Raw genomic sequence first — 525 nt, forward strand, 5'->3', positions numbered from 1 at the left:
CAACTGGTCGGGTTGCTGACGACGGACCCCAAGGTGGTTCTCGAAGAGGGCGCCCAGATCGTGCTCGATCCCACCCATCCGATTCCGGTGCCGATGATCGGTCATGTCACCTCCTCCTACTGGAGCGCGACGCTGAACCGCTCGATCGCGCTGGCACTCGTTCGCGGCGGTCGCTCGCGGATGGGTGAGGAGCTCTCGATCCCGATGCCGGACGGTGTGATCAAGGCGAAAGTCGTCGACTCGATATTGTTCGATCCGAAGGGGGAACGTTTGAATGCTTAGTCCCGCGGTCATGCGTTCGAACGCGTTGTCCCCAATGCAGTCATCCGGCACCACTGCTGCGCCCACCACGACGCTCTCGATTCTTCCCGATGCGGCGAAGCTGGTGTTTCGCGGCAAGACCGAGGCGGTCGAGGCTGCGGGGGCGCATTTTGGCGTCAAGCCGAGCCTTGAGGCCTGCCGCTTCGCGGCGGTCGGCGGCCGGTCGGTCTATTGGCTGGGGCCGGACGAATGGTTGTTCCAGGC

The 525-nt window shown here is 64.0% G+C and carries 2 protein-coding genes; both read left to right on the plus strand.

The features are described 5' to 3' along the window. Nucleotides 1–282 (plus strand): glycine cleavage T C-terminal barrel domain-containing protein (locus tag AC1DU6_RS35740; protein WP_477863372.1); only part of this gene is annotated, 282 nt, incomplete at its 5' end. Between the two features lie 34 nt (nt 283–316). Then, nucleotides 317–525 (plus strand): hypothetical protein (locus tag AC1DU6_RS35745; RefSeq protein ID WP_477863374.1); only part of this gene is annotated, 209 nt, incomplete at its 3' end.

Source organism: Roseateles sp. P5_B10 (genome assembly GCF_056400485.1).